We start from the raw sequence: 17,489 nt of genomic DNA on the forward strand, positions 1-17,489 counted from the left end.
GCCCCCTGCCCCATTCCCCATTCAAATGATTCCCAGTTTGGCTAACCGTTCAATGGTGGCTTGCTGCGTTTGGAGGAAGTGTTTGCGGTCTACTTCTCCCTCCAGCATAGTATTAGCTGGGTAAAAGTGTGATTGGCGATAACTTTCGGCGTATAATTCAAATCGCTGGCGTGAAAGTAAATTATTTAACCCTGGTCGGCGGCGATCGCGGCGTAATGCTCCTAAATCAATCTCTGCAAATGCTGCCATGCTTTCACCTGCACCTGTTTCTGCTAAAACGATTCCGCGATGGTCAATGATTTTAGAACCACCATCAGCCGAAGCAATGGGGATAGCAATATTAGCGATGCCTGCGGTATTAGCTGAAACTACATAAGCCATATTTTCGACGGCGCGAGTAATCTTTGCCGCGTCTTTAGGTGTGAGGTTTTTGTTGTATACTTCCGAGGTGGAATGGACAAAAATCTCAGCTCCTCGCATCGTTAGACACCGCGCCACTTCTGGATACAAAATTTCTTCTGATGCTAAAGCTGCCAAATTACCGATCTCCGTTTTGGCTACGGGGAAAACTCCCTCTAAACCATAGCAGTCAAGATATTTATCCCAAACATCATGAGGTGTGGGAGCAAATAAGGAATTTAGCCGCCGATATCGCAAAACAATTGAGCCAGAAGGGTCAAGAATAAAGCAGGTTTGAAAGTACAATCCGGGAAAGTTGGGGTCAACTTCATAGGCGTTACCAGCCAAAAAGATTTTATGCTTTTGGGCAATTTTACCAAGTGCCTCATACTCAGCACCAGCCATTTCTATACAAGCTTTTTCTGCCCATCCTGCCAGAGAATCTCCCATCGGGAAACCAGTGAGGAAATATTCTGGCAGTACAATTAAACGACAATCGAAGCCGATGAAAGCGATACTGGCAGCAATTTGTTGAGCTAGGCGGTTGATAGAGTTTTGCATGAGCGATCGCGCTTGTTGGCAATTGCTTGTTTGGTTGACTGCATGACAGGTAACTTGCAGTGCTAAAGCGCGGTATGAGTTGAGATTATCGGTGTTATTGTCCAAAATTCCCTCACCAAATTCTATAGAATGCGATGCCTACGGCGGGCTAACGCCTACGCCACCCCAGAGCGATCGTACAAGTGTTTTCTGTCATTTCTGCTCCAAATAGCCGCACAGCAATTTGGTTGTCTGGGTCGCGTTCAGCAACAGTACGGCGCACAAATAAGTCACGCTCAGATAAAGCAGCACGCTCGGATTCTGCTACTGGTTCAGCTTCATCTACCCAACCTAGCCAACGATCTATCATCTCATGCGCTACCGTTTGAACACGAGCTAGTGTCTCTTCTGTAACTGGACTGGTGTAACACAAACTAGTATGGGATTGTACCTGACGGATATACAGCGTTTTGCTAATATACTGCTGAAAACGCGAATCTTCAAGAAACGCCAGATATGTCTGGTTCACGGGTTCGTAGTAACGATCCAAATAATTTAGGTCAGTGAATAGATCAGTCCGAGGGACGTAATCTATAAAAAAGAACAGTTCTGGAACCGTGGCAAAGACAACAGCCAAATGAGGAACACGAATTTGCGACTTGAGCCAAACAGTTAGGTGCATATTGCAAAAGCCTGATTTAGGTTCGCGCAACCATGAATGCACTAGCCAATCAATTTCTGAACCAGAGAAGGTATTGAGCGAGCCGTGGGCTTCTCCAATCAAGGCAGAGTAGTTTTGAAAGTTCTTGGTAGACGGATTTGAATGTAATTCAAAACGAGCGTCTATTTTCTGACGGAGTTCGTTTGTCAAACCCCACAACTGTTTAAATAAAGCTGTACTGTCTACATTAGGTTGCTGCTCAAGCACTGTTTGTATGTATCCTTTTTAGATAATGAATGCAAACAAAGCATAATGTAAAGGCAAAAAACCAGCATCTAGCTTCTGTCAGAGTTCTTCTTAAATCTTTCACTGAGGCAGAACGACTGTAAGTGGCGTGGAATTATTGTTTGCTTCTGTTGTCTTTGGATAAACTTAATTTAAATGAAAAACTCCAGGTAGAAGAGAGAATGTCAAATTTCCGCGATCGCACAGAGTCAAACACTGATAAAGTTTTACTCATCGGAGTTACTGGCGGCACAGGTGGAAATGTCGTTAAGGGATTTCTCGAACAGAAAGTTACCAACCTGCGAGTTATCACTAGAGAAATTGACCTTAATCGTCCAACTCTTGCAAAACTCAACGATGCCGGAGTTGAACTGGTAAAAGCCAACCTCGACGATGAAATCTCCCTCATAGAAGCCTTTACAGGAATTTCGGCTGTTTACTGCCATGCTACTTCTGCGGACTCTGCTAAAATTGACCCGCTAGAGGTGGAGAGAGCAAGGCGAGTTGCACAAGTAGCTAAACAGGCTGACATTAAGCACTTTGTCTACAATTCCGCAGGTGGGGCGGATAGAAATTCAGGAATCCCTCGCATTGAGCAAAAGTATCAAGTAGAGAAAATTCTCAAAGAAGCTGGCTTACCGACTACCATGTTGCGAGCCTGCTTGTTTATGGAGGAGTTTTGGAAGAAGTACACGCGACCTTCCATCCTCAAAGGTAGTTTCCCATTTTCTATTCAACCAAACAAGCCCCTTCATCTAATTACAACGAAGGACATGGGTCGCGTTGCTGCTTACGTAATTAAACATCCCACTAAGTATATTGGTCAAGAAATTGAGCTAGCTGGCGATGTGCTAACTCCTCTTGAGATGGCAGAGGCATTCTCCCAAGCGCAAGGGATGAAAGTTGTCTACAAAGAGACACCCGCCTGGATTTTCTTACTCTTGCTGCAAAAGGAACTGTTCGATTTGATTCAGTGGTATCGCAAGCAAGGTTATCAAGCCGATGTCTGGCGTTTACGAGAAGAGGAGTTTCCTGGACTTCTGACCACATTTAGGGAATTTTTGGCAGAAACCAACTGGGCAAATACAGAACTCACCTACGAGAGTCTGTGATTGGAAGTACACTGTGGCAAAAGTAGGCGGTTATAGAGTTTTGCACGAGCGATCGCAATGACACTTTATCAGTCGATGATTCCTCATTTAGATGCCTTTGCCCTTACTCTAAATTCAGTAATAATACTGTAACTTCATAGAAAATAGGTTTTATTATACTTAATTATAAAAATAAAAATAATTTTCTGGGTAGATATAGACAAATCAGAGTAGAAACAAATACTAATAAGTTAGTTATTTGGTTACAAGTAAGAATATGGCTTTTGATTTAGATGAAAATTTTCAACTAGACATAGCTCAAATGAATTTAAAAAAAGTACATGCAGTAATATTTAGTTTACATAAACCAAAAATTCCTTTTGTAATTTGGTTACTAGAGAACCCTAATAGTCCATTGGCGTTACCCGGAAAAATTAGTCTGCGTCATCATGATTATATTCACATACTTTTAGGTAGAGGCATTTCTCCTCAAGAGGAAGCTTTTGTAATTGGATTTACAATGGGTAATGACTTAAAGACTAATCAATTACATTTATTCATCTATAAACTTTTTGCTAAATTTATATATCCATATCCTTATAATTTCTCGACATCAGATTTAATAAATTTTAATTTAGGTTTTATGTATGGGAGAAAAATTAAAATTAAACAAATAAATGAGATTAACTTTGAAATTTATCAAGATGAACCTATAAGAAATTTGAGAAATATTTTTGGGATTAATCCTGATGAAATAAAACTTATAGGAAATTATTAAATTTGGTTAATACTCAATTAACATATATCTAAAAAATATTATCAAAATGCACCTTTATCTTTCTAATAAACTGAGATTCGTTCCCTCTCAAATAGTAACTATAACGTTACTGCTAACATTAATCTTGTTTATTCCTCAAATTTGCCTCAATTGGCAAGCATATCATAACTTTAATAGTATTACTAAATATGAATTTAAACTCCAAATACTGAGTGATGAAATTACTTATCTTGATGAAGTGTTAACGATGTCAGCACGCATGAATGCTGCTACAGGAAAATTTATTTGGGAAGAACGGTATCGCCAATTTGAACCTAAACTTGATCTTGCTATTAAAGAATCTATTAAATTGGCTCCTAAAGTGTATGAAAATGAGGATGCTAAAAAAGTTGATGCTGCTAATCAACGCTTAGTAGAAATAGAATATCAATCTTTTGAATTGGTTAAAAAAAATCAAAAAGAGATAGCGCAAGTATTACTTTCTAACCGAGAGTATGAAAGTCAAAAACAAATTTATGCTGATGGTGTTGCTAAAAGAAAGCGTAATATATCACTTCAATTACAGCAGAAAGTTGATAATTATTATAAAAGAATGTTTTGGGCAATTTTAGAATCTATTATAAGTTTAGCAATGCTAATTCCAGCATGGCTTTTAGTATTGCACTTATTACAGCAATACTTAAAAGCTAAAAAAATTGCTCAAGCCGCCTTAGAAGAAATAAATTATAGGTTAGAAATGCAAGTTGCAGAGAGAACGGCAAAACTAAAACACAAAAATAATCAATTACAACAGACACTGCAAGAATTGCAACACACTCAAGTACAACTTATTCAAACTGAAAAAATGTCTTCATTAGGTCAGCTAGTTGCTGGTGTTGCTCATGAAATAAATAATCCAGTTAATTTCATTTATGGTAACCTGATGCATGTTAGAGAATATAGTCAGGATTTACTAACTTTAATTAACTTGTATCAGCAACAAAAATTTAATTATAACCCACAACTAAGTAGTCTTATTGATGATATAGATTTAGAGTTTATTATTGATGATCTGCCGAAAGTCTTATCCTCAATGGCAGTTGGTACTGACCGCATTCGTGAGATTGTGCTAACTTTGCGGAACTTCTCGCGTCTTGATGAAGCAGAAATGAAACCTGTTGATATTCATCAAGGAATTGATAGCACTCTATTAATTTTACAATATCGTCTCAAAGGAAAGCATAAACAGCAGGAGATTGCAATAATCAAAGATTATGGTGATTTGCCTCTTGTTGAATGTTATGCAGGAGGACTGAATCAGGTATTTATGAATATTTTAAGTAACGCTATTGATGCTTTATATGAATGGGAAGAAGAGTGTTTAAGTTTAAAAGGAGAGACTAAAAAACACCTTAGCTCTATTATGATCCATACTCAAGTTAAGAATGAGGAGTGCGTGATTATTAGTATTAAAGATAATGGACCAGGAATACCAGAGGAAGTTAAGACTAAATTGTTTGATCCTTTCTTTACTACTAAACCTATAGGTAAAGGCACTGGCTTAGGATTATCTATTAGTTACCAGATTATAGTAGATAAGCACAAGGGAAAAATCAAGTGTATTTCTGCACCCGGTAAGGGTACAGAGTTTTTGATTGAGATTCCTATCAAGCAGACGCGGTAAGCAAATATATCGACTGTGCAGCATTCTTTTCTATCTGCCCCTGCTCCCTTCCTCTTGTTCAAGCTTACATTGTTGCTGGAACAGATATACAGCAGAATTCAGAATTCAGGAGTCAGAATTCAGAAGTAAAACAGGCTTTATATCTGGTTTTGGGACTTAGCTTGTGTATATAGCAATCCGAATTGAAATGTGAGAAAATACGGAGATTAAAAGTACGTATTCATAGGCTTTTCAGCGATTGTTTCTCTCACAAATGATTTAGGATTGCTATATCATTAACTTGAAATATGCTGTATTATTTGTGGTCATACCTTTGACATAATTTTGCAATGGCTTTGTCAATATGATCTGCAATACTTTACTTATTAAACTGTTTAACGGAACTAGGCAGGTAATTCCTGCCTTTTTTTATTTATGGATTATTCTCCTTTACCTGAGAATTACTAATAGAAAATCCTCGACGCGTAGGTTTAATACTAGCTAATTCTACCTGAAAACTTACCTTGTCGGTCATTTCCCCGCTTCTTGCTTCCAAAGTCCACTTACCAGGACGCAAATTCCAAAATAAAGAATTAGCTGAGTTTGTATCTAGTTTTTCCCCATTTAGCCACCATTCAACAGGCACAGATTTATTTCCCGCTAGCTTAAATTCGAGTTTTTGCTTCGCTTCTTCACCTGGATACAGTAAAAATAAATCGCCATGATGCGGAGATAAAATTCTCAAATTGGTAGAAATAAGACTCGATTGCTGTTGTTTTGCAAACCACTCATCATACTCTGGTGGTAAATTGAATTGATTGTCACCTTCATAGGCAATTTTATCTTTTGGATAGAAATATTCCTGCACTACTGAGGTACAATCTGGTGTTGGTCGTAACCCCGAAATTGCACAAACAGGTAATTGCACTAAACCTTCTGGAGGTGGAAAGCCTACTGGTTCTTGATGTTCGTGCAGGTGTAACATAATTCGATTCCACAAGGGTGCAGCCCCGGTAACACCTGAAACCTGACGCATCGGTTCGCCGTTGAAATTACCTACCCAAGTAGCGACGGTGTAATCTGTGGTGAAGCCAACTGTCCAAGTATCCCGAAAATTGGAAGAAGTGCCAGTTTTAACAGCAACAGGGAAAGGTAAATTTAACACTGAGTCTACACCAAATGCTGTTGCACGAGCATAGTTATCACTGAGTATGTTGGTGATTAATTGCCATATTGTGTGCTTGGGGAGTGGGGAGTAGGTAGAGACGCGATTAATCGCGTCTGTACTGGGGAGTGGGGAATCTGAAAATGTGCTTATTAGCGGCGTAGCTTCTCCGAGTCGTGCCATAGTAACATAAGCTCTAGCAAGTTCCCATAGACTGACTTCGCCACTACCGAGAGTTAACCCTAAACCGTAATATTCTGGGCTTTGATTAAGGTGTTCAAAGCCCAGTTGATGCAGACGTTCTAAGAAAGTTTCTACGCCTACTTTTTCTAAAACCCTCACTGCGGGGACATTTAGGGAATTTGCTAAAGCGATTCGCACCCGCACAGGGCCAAGAAAGCTTTCAGTGTAATCTGTGGGGCTATAAAGTTTCGCGCCGGGAATGGCATAATGGGCGGGTACATCTGCCAAAATGGTATTTGGGCGAATTAAACCTTTTTCTAAAGCTAATTCATACACAAAAGGCTTGAGGGTAGATCCTGGTTGACGTAGCGCCTGTACTCCATCATTGCGTCCCAGTTTGCCTTCATTAAAATAATCAGGCGAACCAACATAAGCCAAAACTTCACCAGTGTGATTGTCAATCACCAACGCAGCTGCATCATGGACATTGTTGGCGGCGAGAGAAGAAATCACCTGTTGCACCTGTGCTTCGACAAACTGCTGTAAAGGACGATTTATAGTCGTGCGGATAACGGATTGATCCCCTAGAGAGGCTTGATTCTCCGCTTTATAAGGGGGACTAAGAGGGATTTGATTGGCTAACCAAAACAAAAAGTGTGGTGCGACGATAATTCCCCGTTGGCGAGATTGAAACACAACTTTTTCGGCGGATGTTCGGGCTGCGTTCGCTCCACTAATATATCCATCGCGTACCATACGATTGAGGACGTATTTTTGTCGCTGCTTTAGTCGTTCCCAATGCTGGTAAGGGTTAAAGTATGTGGGATTATTGGGAATAGCAGCCAACAAACTAGCTTGAGCAAGATTCAACTCACTAGCTGGGATAGAAAAATAAGTCTGCGCTGCTGCTTCCACACCATATATATTCCCTCCCATAGGCAGGCGATTGATATATGCAGAGAGAATTTCATCTTTATTTATCCCTGCTACTAACCGCCAAGATAGCCAAATCTCACTCAGTTTACCAGAGAAACTACGCGGTACAGGATCTAACATCCGCGCTAACTGCATAGTAATTGTGGAAGCACCGGAAAAAATTCGTTTGGCGTGGATGGCTTCTTTGCTGGCGCGGATAATAGCTTTCATATCCAATGCCCCGTGATGGTAAAAGCTGCCATCTTCGGCGGCTAAAATAGCGTGGATAAACTGGGGCGAAACCTGATTTAGTGGTACTACTGATGTATGCTCTTGGTCACGGGTAAGTAGTGTTCCTAATGGTAAACCATTGCGATCGCTAAATTGCATTGCCAACTGATTTTGAGCAATATCTGCGGCACGAATGGGCGCAAAATAAGGTAGTAGACGTACAACCAGACAGATTACCAGCACAGCCAGGATAACCTTACTAGTGCGCTTAATTTTGAGTAGCGATCGTAAAATTAGTTTCATCAGGGAATCCCTGCCCAAGAAAACTTACCTTAATTTTGACGTGGCGATTAAATCTAAATCAGGAAATATGTCAAATCCTTAACAATTAATTTGTCATAACTTAGCAGATATAAATTAATATTTGCATAACTTAAATACTTCTTCATAGTTAAGATTTGTAGTGATTTTGCAGAACAATCACACGGTATTGGTTATCTATGTAAATAAACATAAGTTTTATCCAATATTTGAGTAAAAAATAGTCATCAGCCTTCCCTTATTAGTCTTGGCATTGCCAATTCAATGAGGGAATGCAAACTTTTATTGTCTATAATTTGTGAATTTTTATTTTTAATTACTAAAAATATGATTATCAGAGTTATACTCCGCTTCCACTATAAAATTCTCTATTTCTTCCTTGGCGTACTTGGCGGTAGCCTGCGGCAAGCCGAAGCGTCTACGTTAAAAAAAATTAGTCATTCTTCAAGCCAGAAGAGAAAAATACAGTATCTTCTTCTCTTTACATTTATGCTAGGTATGGCAGGGTGTAATTTTTTTGGTATCAACTCAAGTAAAGAACAACTCCCAGCAGTATCCGCACTCACCCCGCCTAAACTACCAGACTGGATTGAACAAATTAGTCCCATTGGGGATGCAAAATCTCTTAACCAAATCCGCATCCGTTTTAAAGAAGCTTTAATCCCAGTTGAAAGTCTTGACAGTCCAGAACAGCAGAAAATATTAGAGAAATTTGCGCTTTGGCCGCCTTTACCCGGTCAATTTCGTTTTTTAACACCGCGCATGGTGGGTTTTCAAGCCGAGAAAGCCTTGCCAATAGCGACAAGATTTCAAGTCACCCTCAAAACAGGTTTAGCCGATTTAAAAAATCATCACCTAGACAAAGACTTACCTTGGACTTTCAATACCGAATCTATCAACCTGACTAATTTACCCGGTGTCAATCCCATTGAAAAAGCTGATATCGAACCAATTGATTTACAACAGAAATTACAGTTTACTTCAAATGTCGAATTGGATTTAGCTTCTGTACAAGAACATTTACAGCTAAATCCTGAAGGAAAAAACAAGGGTGTAGACTTTAAAGTCGAATTAAACAAAGAAGAAAAACCATTAAAAAATGAAGAAGAAACTTTAGAAAAATTTGACCCTTCAGCACGCAATTGGATTTATAACCTTATCCCCCAGCAAAATCTTGAAAAAGCAACCCCTTATCGCCTAGTATTTTCTCCCGGAATCCGCCCTGCGTATGGTAATCTACCTACAGAGAAAGAATTTGCCAGTAAGTTAGCAACTTATTCGCCTTTGGCATTTCAAAAAATTAACTTTTACGGACAGCCAGATGCAGGGGGAACTTTTGGAAGATTTATTAAAGGCAGTCCTCAGCTAGAATTTAATAACGTCTTAGTGGCAGATTCAGCTAAAGAAAACATTACTATTAATCCAGCACCAAAAGAAATTTCGAGAATTATCCAAATAAATGATGAAGATAAAATTGTCGGCATCAATCCTTATGCGCTAGAACCCGCCAAGACTTATACAATTACTATCGGCGGAAACCTCAAAGATAAGTTTGGGCAAACTTTAGGTAAACCTGTCACACTTAAATATGATACTGGAGATTTAGCTGGGGATATTTGGGTACCCTCAGATTTGAATATTTTCCCCACAGGTAAGGATTTACAGCTAAATATTAGTACGGGAAATCTACCAGAATCTAAGTACAAAGCAGCTTATCAAGTAGTTAAACCTACAGATTTAGTTTATTTTAATAATAGTAATGATTTATTACCACAACCTTCTGATTGGCAAAGCTTTAAGGTATCGGGTAAAAAAAATCAATCAGTTGATATTGCTGTTCCTCTGCGAGAAAAAATAAGTGCAGCTACGGGAATGTTAGCTTATGGAGTGCAAGCCCGCACTAATAAATATCAGGAGAATGGTAAGGAACTGTGGCGTGAACCTACGACTTATGGCATGGTTGAATTGACGAATTTGGGCGTATTTACTCAGTGGTTTCCTGAGTCAGGCTTAATTCGCGTCAATCATCTTACAGATGGTTCACCAGTTCAAGCGGCTGCTGTTGAGATTTATCAATCAAAGTTACAGGCTAAATCTCGCCCCGAACCTGTACCTTGTGCAACGGGTAAAACTGATGAAAATGGAACTTTTACAATTATTCGTGAAGGATTACAGCAATGTTATTCGGGAAATGAAAGTTATAGTAAATCACCACAATTATTAGTAATTGCCCGAGAAAATCAAGATTGGGCATTTGCTAGAGTTGAAGAATATAGCGGTGTTTATGGCTATGGTATTGATGCAGATTGGCAAGTTGCTAAACCTGAATCACGCGGGGTAATTTTCTCGGATAGACAGTTGTATCAACCAGGCGAAAAAGCTTGGTTGACTGGTTTCGCTGACTATTTGCAAAATGGTACAATCCAACAAGATAAAAATGCTGTTTACCAATTAACTTTGGTTAATCCTGATGGGCAAAAGACTAATTTAGGTACGCAAACTACAAATGAATTTGGTACATTTTCTCTAGAACTGCCAATCAAAACTACTCAGCGCTTAGGCTATTATACAATCCAGGCGAAGGGGAAGAATGGGCAAGAAATTTCTGGAGAATTTCGGGTAGCTGAGTTTAAGCCACCCAATTTTAAAGTCGAACTAAACTTAGATAAAGAATTTGCTCTTATTGACGAGAAAGTTAATATTAATGCCACAAGCAATTATTTATTTGGTGCGCCTGTAGAAGGTGGCGAAGCAAAATATTTTATCACTCGCCAGCAGGCTAATTTTGTTCCTAAAGGTTGGGATGAATTTACTTTTGGTAGGCAATGGTTATGGCCCGAGGAAACCCCTACTATATCTAGTGATGTATTGCAAACTAATGCCCAGCTAGATGCTAATGGTAAAAGTAGTCAAACTGTGAATGTGGCTAATGATTTACCATATCCGATGACTTACCAGGTAGATGTGCAAGTTGCAGATGTTTCTAATCTGTCTGTCGCGAATTCCAAAACTTTTACAGCCTTACCAAGTAATCGCCTTATCGGGTTAAAAAGTAATTTCATTGCTGATGCTGGTAAGGCTTTTCCTATTGAAGTGATTGTTACTGATCCTACAGGAAAGGCGATTACAGACCAACGGGTACGCCTGGAATTACAACAGATTAAATACAGCAGCGTCACGCAGTTGGTGGAAGGTAGCCGAACACCAAAAAATCAAGTTGAATATAAAACAGTCGGACAAGCAGAAATTACATCTGCTAGCAATCCACAATCGGTAAATTTGACAGCACCGGAATCTGGTTCATACCGGATTATAGTTAATTTTAGTGATGCCAAAGGCGAATTAAGTGCCACAGATTTACAAATTTGGGCAACTGGAGAAAATCCTGTATTTTGGGGTTCTAAAGAAAAAGATGTCTTAGAAATTCAGCTAGATAAAAAAGAGTTTAAGCCTGGCGAAACCGCTACTGTACTAATTCAATCTCCCTATCCAGATGCAGAATTGTACTTTGCTGTGATTAAAGACAAACCCCTTTATCAGCAAATTACCAAAACTCAGGGAAGCGCACCACAAATTCAGTTTAAAGTCACGCCAGAAATGCTACCAAATGCAGCCATTGAAGCTGTATTAGTCAGACAAGGTAAACCCATCAACCAAGTGGAAGCCGGAAGTTTAGATAACTTGATGAAGATTGGTTTTACACCTTTTAAAGTTAACTTAGAAGATAAGTATTTAAAACTGCAAGTTAAGCCACTTCAAGCATCATTAGAACCTGGTACAGAGGAAACGGTACAACTAGAACTGAAGGATAATCAAGGCAATCCCACCAAAGGACAATTTACAGTCATGGTGGTAAATGAAGCGGTGTTACAACTTTCTGGTTATCGTCCGCCAGATTTGGTGGATACAGTTTATGCAGAACAGCCGATATCTACCCGCTTTAGCGATAATCGACCAGATGTAATTTTACAACCACAAGATGTAGCTAAACCTAAAGGTTGGGGTTATGGCGGTGGTTTTTCAACTGGTGCAGCCAATACTCGCACTCGCACAGATTTTCAAGCCTTAACTTACTACAACGGTTCTGTTCTCACCGATGCTAATGGTAATGCACAGATAACCTTTAAATTACCGGATGACTTAACTACATGGCGGGTGATGGCTGTGGCCACTGATGGAAATCTGCGTTTCGGAAATGGGGACGCGACGTTTATCACCACAAAGCCACTGTTAACTAATGCCATCTTGCCACAATTTGCCCGTCCAGGCGATCGCATCCTTGCTGGTTTATCTGTAACTAACAACACTGGGAATACAGGAAATCTCTCAATAAATGGCGAACTTAGCGGTACGGTGAAGTTTGCTGACAAAAACCCCACAGCTACTGCTTTGCAAACCAAAGCTGAATCCGCAACTCACGCTTATCGCTTTCCAATGCTGGCAGATAGTGTGGGAGTTGGTAAAGTTCGCTTTAATACTCAACTAAATGGTACAGCCGCAGATGCTTTTGAAGTTCCTTTGGAAATTAAGCCAATTGAAATTACAGAACAAGTTGTTGAAACTGGTGTCATTGAAAAACAGGTAAAAATTCCCGTGAATGTTGATAAAAATATCTTCCCTGACGCGGGAGGTTTAGATATTCAGTTGGCAAGTACTTTGATACCGGAGATTCAAGCACCAGCAAAGCAGGTTTTAGAAGATGATGATTTACCGTTTACAGAACCTGCTGCAAGTCAGTTAATAATTGCTGCCAATCTGCAAAATCTTACACAAAAATATGGTCAGACATTTTCCGAATTTAATCCTAGCCAACAGGTAAAACAAGCCATTGAAAAATTACAAAAACTCCAAATAGCAGATGGTGGTTTTGCTGCTTTCCCTAAACAAGAAAAATCTGACCCTTGGGTTTCTTCTTATGCGGCTGAATCTTTAGCTAAAGCTAGTCAGGTATTCCCTAATTTAACCGATTCTGCATTGCTGTCTCGCCTTAAAACTTATCTGCAAAAAGTTTTGGCGAATCCTGGAGAATACGATTTTTGCAAACAAGTACTATGTAAAAGGCAACTGCAAATTAATGCCTTAATTGCTTTAGCAGAATTGGGTGAAAAACGCAATACTTTTCTCGGAGATATTTATGAACAGCGCAATAATTTTGATTTAGTAACTCAAATTAAACTGGCGCGATACTTATCTCAATTCCCAGAATGGCAAGATGAATCTCAACAATTAGTAAACAGGCTGCAACAGAGTATATATGAAACTGGTCGCACAGCAGTTGTGAGTTTACCCAGCAGTTGGGGATGGATGAGTTCATCTACTACGACGCAAGCGCAAGCTTTACGCTTATTTATTGCCAAACAAAGTAAACCCGAAGTTATAGATAAATTATTCCAAAGTCTTCTGGCACTACGACGGGATGGCACATGGCAAACTAACTATAATAATGCCCAAGCTTTAACAGCTTTGGTAGAATATAGCCAACTGCAACCCACACCACCTAATTTTGTTGCCACAGTGCAATTAGCTGGTAATAAGTTAGGAGAAAATCGCTTTGAAGGCTACAAAAATCCTAGTTTACAACTAATTGTGCCGATGAATCTATTACCTCGTGGGCGTCAAGATTTAACGCTGCAAAAATCAGGTAATGGCACTTTACACTATCTGGTTGCTTATAATTATCGCTTGCAGGGAAATCAACCAGGCAGATTTAATGGTTTACGGATAATACGAGAAATTAGTCAAGTAAATAAAGAGAAAGTTTTACAAAAAACAGGTCTTTACGCTTTCGATAAACCCTTGACTTTAGCCTCTGGACAAGTGTTTGATATTGGTTTAGAAATCATTGCCGATCATCCTGTAGATCATGTGGTGATTAAAGATCCGTTACCATCGGGTTTTGAGGCGGTGGATGCAAGTTTTCAAACTACCACAGCTGCATTACAAGCAAAAGCCGATAGCTGGGAACTTGGCTTTAGAAATATCTACCGCGATCGCATTATCGCCTACGCCGACCATTTAGAACCAGGAGTTTATAGTCTGCATTACTTAGTCCGTTCTGTTACTCCTGGTACATTTTCTTGGCCTGGTGCAGAAGTTCACCTGCAATATGCACCAGAAGAATTTGGGCGTACTGCTGAGTCTACGCTAATATTGGAGGAAAATAAGTAATAATTCTCTGCGATCGCACGCCTTCCACTGCAATCAAGTACAATCTTTTATTGTGGAAAAATGAGTCAGATTCAGCAGTTGCATAAACAAGCGATGGATTTGGGCGAAGCAGCTTTTACTGCTAAACTCAGAGGTAACCTGGAGCAAGCCAATTAGCTATCTCAACAAGCCTTTGAAAAAGAATTTCAAGCTGCTGCACTGATTGCCAATCAACTTGATGCCGAGCCGACTCGTTCAGTATTACATTGCAGTACTGCAACTCTTGCAATAGACTGTGGTAAAGTCCGAGCAGCAGAACGTTTGATTGCGATGCCTGCGGCGGGCTACGCCTACGCATTATCAGGAAATCCACCCCAATAAATCGCCCAAGAACTGAAAGATTTATATCATGTCCGGCTAAAGACTTATCATTAAAACCGCAGGGGGCAGGGGGCAGGGAGCAGGGGGAAAGAGGCTTTTGAGATTTTTGCACAGATACGGTAATCGTAAGTGATTCACCGGACTTGATATTATTCATTAAAATAAATTTACGCCCATATTTAGAACGTCATGGGCTTAGTTTTGATGAAGAAAAGTTGAGGAATCTAATAGTAGATAAACAGGGTACTTGAAACACAGGCGAACGCACTTCTGTAAGAGTAATTATAAATAGCGATCGCATTATCGGCTTTCTTAAGCAACTTTAGGATTTTTCTCGTGGTTCCTCACCAATAAACAATGCTTTTTTACTACGCTTCAACTCTTTCCAAAGTGCTTTAATCTGTTTGTAAGCATCTTCTGGCTCAAGCTTTCCAGATGTTTCTAAACTGGTAATGTAGCCAACTTTTTGAGCAAATTCTTGAAGGTTGGCATTAAATACTAAATTCTCTGGCTTAACTTGACCGTAATAGCGACTACGAGGGTAAAGAAATTTATTTTTGTCGTCAAGATTATGATCGTCCATTACTTCACCCCCAATAAGTGACTTTTTGTCAACGATAATCACAACAGAAATCGCTTCAATAAATAAATTGCCGCAATTGTTGCAAACCATGAGCTAGTCTAAAAGGGAACACAAAACTAATTATACAGCAATTAGCTGCTTATTAGCTGCAATAACAGTAAGGTTTTTCAATTATAAATATTAAGTGTGAACTAAACCAGTTTCTGGTAATAGCGTTGCAATCATAAGTAAAAAAAATTTCAATTTGAAATTAAGTTCCCTTAACTTATGATTCATCTTGTTATTTGACAACTACCCATTGCGTCACACCCGCCATTCCTCGCCAGCCCAAAAATTTACCAATAGGTTCAGCTCGTTGAATTGCAATACGAGTTAAATCGCCACCGACTCGTTCATGCCATTGAAATAAAGTTTGCTCACCCTCTACCGTCACCACATTTGCCACCAAACGCCCACCCGGTCGCAGTGCTTCCCAACAAACATCAAAAAGTCCCGTTGCTGTCACCCCACCACCAATAAAAATGGCATCTGGTGTAGGCAAGTCTTTCAGGGCTTGAGGCGCTTTACCTTCAATGATTTGCAGATTTGGAGTACCGAGAGTAGCGGCATTATCGGCAATATATAGTAGTCTAGAAGCATTTTGTTCGATCGCGATCGCTCGACACCGAGCATTACTCCGCATCCATTCAATAGAAATAGAGCCACAACCCGCGCCAACATCCCACAATAATTCTCCCGGTGTGGGAGCCAAAGCTGCTAGACTGATTGCCCTGACTTCACGCTTCGTTAACTGTCCATCGTGGTGATAGGCGTTATCTGGTAATCCTGGTAATCTTGGTAAAGGAATAACCCCAGGATCAGCAATACAATAAACTGCGATCGCATTCAAAGCCGCAACTTCAGTTTCACTCCAAGATGCAGCCGTACCTTCCACAATTCTTTCATGAGCGCCACCCATGCGCTCCAACACGGTAATTTTACTGCCACCATAGCCGCGATTTGTCAAAATTTCAGCAACAATGGCGGGTGTGTCCTTTCCTTCACTCAAAATCAACAGCCGCGCTTTTGGATAGATGTAAGACTGGAGTAGAGAGGATGAACGACCATTCAAACTCAAGGTTTCCACCTCAGTTAAAGACCATCCAACCCTGGCACAGGCAAGGCTGAAGGCTGAAGGTGCGGGGATAATCGTCATTTCAGAGACGGGAATTCGCCGCATCAAGGTAACACCAATGCCGTAACACATCGGATCGCCACTTGCAAGTACGCAAATTGACTCACCCCGACGCTGGCTGATTTCCTCTACTGAAGTGCTAATGGGAGATGTCCAGACTAGTTTCTCACGTTGCTCATCTGTAGGGAGCATAGCTAAATGGCGATCGCCTCCTACAATTACTTTAGCTTGATTGACTAGAGAACGAGCGATCGCGCTTAACCCCTGTAACCCATCTTCCCCAATGCCGACGATAGAAAGCCATTTCTGTGTCATGCTAATTCATGATTAAATTAATTACTACTTCTGCCAATTTGCTCATAAATAGCCATTTGTTTAAGTCTGTTCCGAATTTTTAGATTCACATTATTCTATGGTTTTTGCTACATGGACGCAAATTATCATGAGTTTCTGGATGAGTGAGAAAATAATCTTGGAGCCATTGACATCCTCGCGTGAGTAAATCATCTAATTGCAAACTCCAAAAAATTACTTTACCATCCTTACTAGCAGAGGCAATAATTTTACCATCCGGGCTAAAATTGAGGCTAGTTACTGAATCTTTATGTCCAATCAATGTAGTGATGGGAATTCCATCTCTTTTCCAAAGTTTGATAGTTTTGTCATCACTACCAGAACCTATAATTTCACCATCGTGGCTGAAACTGACACTATTTACTGAACCACTATGTCCAGTCATGGTAGTAATTAAAGTTCCATCTAACCGCCAAAGTTTAATAGTTTTATCTTTACTTGCTGAAGCAATAATTTTACCGTCAGGACTAAAACTAATACTATTAATACCTTTTCTATGTCCAGTTAGGGTACTAATTAAAGTTCCATTTAGCCGCCGAAGTTCAATAGTTCCATCATTATCGCCACCAGAAGCAATAATTTTACCATCAGGACTGAAACTAATACTTGTTACCCAACCTTCATGACCATGAATATTTT

9 protein-coding genes and 1 pseudogene are annotated in these 17,489 nt (G+C 39.8%); 4 read left to right on the plus strand and 6 right to left on the minus strand.

Annotated features, from left to right (window positions below):
• Window positions 1-21: 21 nt before the first annotated feature.
• Both ACFE90_RS13745 and ACFE90_RS13750 read right to left on the minus strand, forming a co-directional pair.
• Window positions 22-1,065, minus strand: coding sequence for a nitrilase-related carbon-nitrogen hydrolase (locus tag ACFE90_RS13745; RefSeq protein ID WP_375501341.1), 1,044 nt, complete (start codon window positions 1,063-1,065; stop codon window positions 22-24).
• A gap of 33 nt (window positions 1,066-1,098) precedes the next feature.
• Window positions 1,099-1,867: pseudogene (locus ACFE90_RS13750) on the minus strand (red chlorophyll catabolite reductase).
• Window positions 1,868-2,007: 140 nt separating this feature from the next.
• Here ACFE90_RS13750 and ACFE90_RS13755 point away from each other — a divergent pair.
• The 3 genes from ACFE90_RS13755 (at window position 2,008) to ACFE90_RS13765 (ending at window position 5,417) form a co-directional block, all read left to right on the plus strand.
• On the plus strand, window positions 2,008-2,997 hold the full coding sequence (locus ACFE90_RS13755) for an NmrA family NAD(P)-binding protein (protein WP_375501343.1): 990 nt from the start codon (window positions 2,008-2,010) through the stop codon (window positions 2,995-2,997).
• Window positions 2,998-3,253: 256 nt separating this feature from the next.
• Window positions 3,254-3,754 (plus strand): hypothetical protein, encoded by a 501-nt coding sequence (locus ACFE90_RS13760; protein WP_375501345.1) that lies wholly within the window; start codon window positions 3,254-3,256, stop codon window positions 3,752-3,754.
• A gap of 46 nt (window positions 3,755-3,800) precedes the next feature.
• Complete coding sequence (locus tag ACFE90_RS13765) at window positions 3,801-5,417, plus strand: sensor histidine kinase (protein ID WP_375501347.1); 1,617 nt, start codon at window positions 3,801-3,803, stop codon at window positions 5,415-5,417.
• 412 nt (window positions 5,418-5,829) lie between these two features.
• Here the strand turns inward: ACFE90_RS13765 and pbpC are convergent, their stop codons facing one another.
• Window positions 5,830-8,193 (minus strand): penicillin-binding protein 1C, encoded by a 2,364-nt coding sequence (pbpC, locus tag ACFE90_RS13770; RefSeq protein ID WP_375501349.1) that lies wholly within the window; start codon window positions 8,191-8,193, stop codon window positions 5,830-5,832.
• A 507-nt stretch (window positions 8,194-8,700) separates the two neighbouring features.
• Here pbpC and ACFE90_RS13775 point away from each other — a divergent pair.
• The gene (locus ACFE90_RS13775) at window positions 8,701-14,379 is read left to right on the plus strand and encodes an alpha-2-macroglobulin (protein ID WP_375501375.1); all 5,679 of its coding nucleotides are present in this window, start codon (window positions 8,701-8,703) and stop codon (window positions 14,377-14,379) included.
• A 682-nt stretch (window positions 14,380-15,061) separates the two neighbouring features.
• Here the strand turns inward: ACFE90_RS13775 and ACFE90_RS13780 are convergent.
• The 3 genes from ACFE90_RS13780 to ACFE90_RS13790 all read right to left on the minus strand — a co-directional run.
• Entirely contained in the window at window positions 15,062-15,322 is a 261-nt protein-coding gene (locus tag ACFE90_RS13780) for a hypothetical protein (protein WP_375501377.1), read from the minus strand.
• A 280-nt stretch (window positions 15,323-15,602) separates the two neighbouring features.
• Complete coding sequence (gene cbiE, locus ACFE90_RS13785; RefSeq protein ID WP_375501351.1) at window positions 15,603-16,811, minus strand: precorrin-6y C5,15-methyltransferase (decarboxylating) subunit CbiE; 1,209 nt, start codon at window positions 16,809-16,811, stop codon at window positions 15,603-15,605.
• A gap of 85 nt (window positions 16,812-16,896) precedes the next feature.
• The coding region (locus ACFE90_RS13790) for a WD40 repeat domain-containing protein (RefSeq protein ID WP_375501353.1) at window positions 16,897-17,489 on the minus strand (593 nt) is incomplete at its 5' end.

Origin of the sequence: uncultured Nostoc sp., assembly GCF_964245445.1 — a bacterium.
GTDB lineage: Bacteria > Cyanobacteriota > Cyanobacteriia > Cyanobacteriales > Nostocaceae > Nostoc.

What these genes read in the sequence shown, in the direction of transcription:
- ACFE90_RS13760 (WP_375501345.1), top strand. Translation starts at nt 3,254, where the DNA reads ATGGCTTTTGATTTAGATGAAAATTTTCAACTAGACATAGCTCAAATG.
- ACFE90_RS13765 (WP_375501347.1), top strand. Translation starts at nt 3,801, where the DNA reads ATGCACCTTTATCTTTCTAATAAACTGAGATTCGTTCCCTCTCAAATA.
- pbpC (WP_375501349.1), bottom strand. Translation starts at nt 8,193, where the DNA reads ATGAAACTAATTTTACGATCGCTACTCAAAATTAAGCGCACTAGTAAG.
- ACFE90_RS13775 (WP_375501375.1), top strand. Translation starts at nt 8,701, where the DNA reads ATGCTAGGTATGGCAGGGTGTAATTTTTTTGGTATCAACTCAAGTAAA.
- ACFE90_RS13780 (WP_375501377.1), bottom strand. Translation starts at nt 15,322, where the DNA reads ATGGACGATCATAATCTTGACGACAAAAATAAATTTCTTTACCCTCGT.
- cbiE (WP_375501351.1), bottom strand. Translation starts at nt 16,811, where the DNA reads ATGACACAGAAATGGCTTTCTATCGTCGGCATTGGGGAAGATGGGTTA.